Source organism: Mycobacterium sp., assembly GCF_036273375.1.
In the GTDB taxonomy this organism is placed as follows: domain Bacteria; phylum Actinomycetota; class Actinomycetes; order Mycobacteriales; family Mycobacteriaceae; genus Mycobacterium.
On the sequence record NZ_DASUHS010000140.1, the window covers coordinates 1 to 3,527 of the forward strand.

Consider the following 3,527-nt stretch of genomic DNA (forward strand, 5'->3'; position numbering starts at 1 on the left):
CCCGCGCGCAGGAACGCGCGCAGCAGCGACAGCAGGCGACGGTCACTGATGCGTTCCTCGACCGCGGACATCAACCCGGAGTGTGGAATCGCGCCGAACGAGGACCCGACTTACTACCCGTCTCGAGGACCTGGTCGCTGGTTTGCGGGTGTGGGCGAAGGGCCTGCTGTGTCTGGAAGCGGCTGTCGAGCTGCTGATCGGGCATGAGTTGTGGTTGTGGCGCGAGGATTTCGCTCATGCTGCTGCACTCGGGTTCGGGTGGCACGTGTTCACCGGCCAGGCCATGGTTTGGCTGGATTTCATCGCGGCGGGCCATGCGCTGGAGTCCGGGGTGTTGCCGTGCTCGTCGAGCGAGCGGCAGCTGCTGCTGATCGCCGCGAGCATCGCCGAGGGGAGGCCGGTGGATCTGCGCGAGGCGCTGTCGGGTCTGGACGAGACCGACACCGGCCTGGTCGTGCGCGCCGTTCTCCATGCCGCCGGGCACGGCGGCGCGGTCATCGCCGGAGCACCGCGGTGACCGCGGTGACGGTGACGATCGTGCGGTCGCACCATCCGTTGCAGGGCCACTGCTTGACGGTCCTGGGGCGGGTCTGCCGCCACGGCCGGCTGGAGTTGCTGCTGGTGCTGCCCGACGGCAGCAAGACCCTCGTTCCGGCGGCGTGGACCGACCACAACGCCAATGACGGTGCAGTGGAACCGATTTGCGGTGGGTTGTCGGCGACGTTGGGGACGGTGGCGGATCTGCTGGCCGCGCGGGAGTTGGTTTCGGCGCTTGCGGCCCGACGCGGTCGCGACACGGTGCAGGCTGCACGGCAGTCACCGTCCAAGGAGGACTCCCATGCAGCCCGCACAGCTCAGTCTGCTGCCGGACCAGGTTCCGGCACCACCCCCGCCATCGACACCGCAGCTCCCCGAACCCCAGCTCGCGGCCGCGGTCACGCTGCTGGCCGGCCTGATCGCCAAGGCGGCGACCCCGAACCCGATCGGGACGCAGGTGAGTCGCGATGAGTGAATCCAAGGTCACCGCGTCGCATCTGCGGCGCACGGCGGCGATCTATGTCCGCCAATCCAGCCTCGCCCAGGTCGAACGCACCAGGGAATCGACTGCCCGCCAATACGATCTGGTGTCACGAGCCGAAACGCTCGGATGGCCGCGCGGCGCGGTGAGCGTGATCGACGAGGACCTGGGGGTGTCCGGCGCATCGACGGCGGGCCGGTCGGGCTTCGCGGAACTAGTCACCAAGGTCGGGCTCGGGCAGGTCGGGATCGTGTTGGCGTTGGAATGCTCGCGACTGGCCCGCAACAACGCCGACTGGTACCGGCTGCTGGACCTGGCCGGGATGACCGACACGCTGATCGCCGACACCGACGGCGTCTACCATCCCGGATTGTTCAACGACCGGATGCTGCTCGGCATGAAAGGCACCATGTCCGAGGCCGAACTGCATATCCTGCGAGCCCGCCTCAACGGCGGCATCCGCAGCAAGGCCGCCCGCGGCGAGCTACGCTGCGGGCTGCCGGTCGGGCTGGTCTGGGGCGAAGCCGACGGGCAGATCCTCACCCACCCCGACGAAGCCGTCCGCGGGGTCATCGCCGCGATCTTCGAGCAGTTCCCCGTGCGCGGATCGGTGCGGGGGGTGTGGTTGTGGCTGCGTGACCAGGGCCTCAAGCTGCCGCTGAACAAGCACGGATACGTGTCGGCGTCCACCGAGATCGTGTGGGTCGACCCGACCTATCACGCGGTCCACACCATCCTCACCCACCCCGTCTACGCGGGCACCTACACCTTCGGCCGAACCGGCCAGGTCAAACAGGTCGGCGACGACGGGGTCCTGCGGGTCCGCCGCCGCGTGCTGCCCCGAACCGAGTGGGAGGTCTGCATCACCGACCATCACGAAGGATTCATCGACTGGAACACCTACCTTGACAACCAAACCCGCATCGGCGCCAACATCCGCCCCACGGTGCACGAGCCGGGCACCGGCGCAGTCCGGGAGGGCTGCGCCCTGCTGCAAGGACTGGCCACCTGCGGGGTCTGCGGGCGCAAGCTCGCCGTCTACTACGACGGCGAACACAAAGCCACCCCGGGCTACTACTGCACCGGCACCGGCCAACTCGTCGACGGCCGCGGCACCCGGCATATGCGTATCGGTGGCGTCGCGATCGACACCGCGGTCACCACCGTGTTCCTGACCGCGCTGGCCCCCTCGGCAGCCCAGGCCTGCCTGGCCGCCGCCCAGCAACTCGAAGACGGCCACGACGCCGCCCTCGCCCAGTGGCGCCGCCAAGTCGAAACCGCCCGCTACGACGCGACCAAGGCGCAGCGCCGCTACCAGGCCGTCGATCCGGAAAACCGGCTCGTCGCCCTCGGCCTGGAACAAGCCTGGGAAACCGCGCTGCGACACCTCGCCGACACCGAAGCCGAACTCGCCCGCCGCGAGACCGCCCGTCCGAAAACACTGACCCCGCAAGAGAAAACGCTGATCCTGACACTCGGCGCCGACCTGGACGGCGTGTGGGACGCCGACACCACCACCGACCGGGACCGCAAACAGCTGCTGCGCACCCTGCTCGACGAGGTCAACATCACCGTGCACCGCGACCACACCGATTCCCACGCCGACCTGGTCGTGCGGTGGAAAGGCGGCGCGATCAGCGAACTGTCGGTGCCGGTAAAACGCAAGCCACCCAACACCTTACGCACCGACGAAGACACCATCGACCGCATCCGCCGCCTCGCCGCCCACTACCCCGACGCAACGATCGCGCACATCCTCAACCGGCAGGACCGCCGCACCGCCCGCGGATTGTCATACACCGCCGGTAGGGTCCAATCGCTGCGCCACCACTACAACATTCCCTGCCACCAGCACCGCGACGACCCGGCCGAAGGAGAACCGCTCACCGTGACCGACGCCGCAAAGGAACTCGGACTCGCGCCCTCCACCCTGCACCGCTGGCTCGGCGACGGCTTCATCGCCGGCGAACAACTCACCCCCGGCGCCCCCTGGCGGATCCGGCTCACCGACGACATCCGCGCCCTGTTCGTCGACAACGCCCCCGACGGCTGGCTGGCCATGCTGGAGGCCACCCTCGCCGACGGCGTGTCCCGCCAAACCATCATGCAACGTGTCAAGCGCGGCGAACTCAAAGCCGTGCACGTGCGCACCGGACGCCGAAAAGGCCTGCGTATCCAGCCCCCACCCACCCAAGACGGACTGTTCTGACCATGACAATCAACGAAAGGAGCAGTGTGACAATGCATCCAAGCAGTCGGCCACGTCGGTTTCCACCACCCAGCGGGCACCCGCGAACGACTCGTTCACGAGCACCTGCAGCCCATCGTGCGCCGCGCGCTTCGGGCGAAACCCGAACGAACACGGCAGAAAGTCGGCTTCAAAGACCGGCTCGAGCACGATCTTCACCGCCGCCTGCACGACTCGGTCACGCACCGCGGGAATCGACAACGGCCTCCGCTCCTTGGTCCCCGGCTTCGGTATGAATACCCGCCGGGCCGGGATCGGACG

At 68.3% G+C, this 3,527-nt stretch carries 4 protein-coding genes and 1 pseudogene; 4 read left to right on the forward strand and 1 reads right to left on the reverse strand.

What is annotated here, in order from left to right:
• The first annotated feature begins 82 nt into the window (after positions 1-82).
• The 4 genes and pseudogenes from VFW69_RS13540 (at position 83) to VFW69_RS13555 (ending at position 3,227) form a co-directional block, all read left to right on the forward strand.
• Entirely contained in the window at positions 83-517 is a 435-nt protein-coding gene (locus VFW69_RS13540) for a hypothetical protein (protein WP_526502034.1), read from the forward strand.
• Between the two features lie 20 nt (positions 518-537).
• Positions 538-762, forward strand: a pseudogene (locus VFW69_RS13545) (DUF5372 family protein); the annotation flags it as partial.
• Positions 763-838: 76 nt separating this feature from the next.
• Complete coding sequence (locus VFW69_RS13550) at positions 839-1,012, forward strand: hypothetical protein (RefSeq protein ID WP_526502037.1); 174 nt, start codon at positions 839-841, stop codon at positions 1,010-1,012.
• Positions 1,005-3,227, forward strand: coding sequence for a recombinase family protein (locus VFW69_RS13555; RefSeq protein WP_526502035.1), 2,223 nt, complete (start codon positions 1,005-1,007; stop codon positions 3,225-3,227). Before VFW69_RS13550 ends, VFW69_RS13555 begins: the two co-directional genes overlap by 8 nt.
• 9 nt (positions 3,228-3,236) lie before the next feature.
• Here VFW69_RS13555 and VFW69_RS13560 read toward each other — a convergent pair.
• Positions 3,237-3,527: reverse transcriptase domain-containing protein (locus VFW69_RS13560; RefSeq protein ID WP_526502036.1), on the reverse strand; the 291-nt coding region annotated here is incomplete at its 5' end.

Bases quoted from the DNA above. Each gene is read 5' to 3' on its own strand.
- VFW69_RS13550 (WP_526502037.1), top strand. From the start codon at position 839: ATGCAGCCCGCACAGCTCAGTCTGCTGCCGGACCAGGTTCCGGCACCA.
- VFW69_RS13555 (WP_526502035.1), top strand. From the start codon at position 1,005: ATGAGTGAATCCAAGGTCACCGCGTCGCATCTGCGGCGCACGGCGGCG.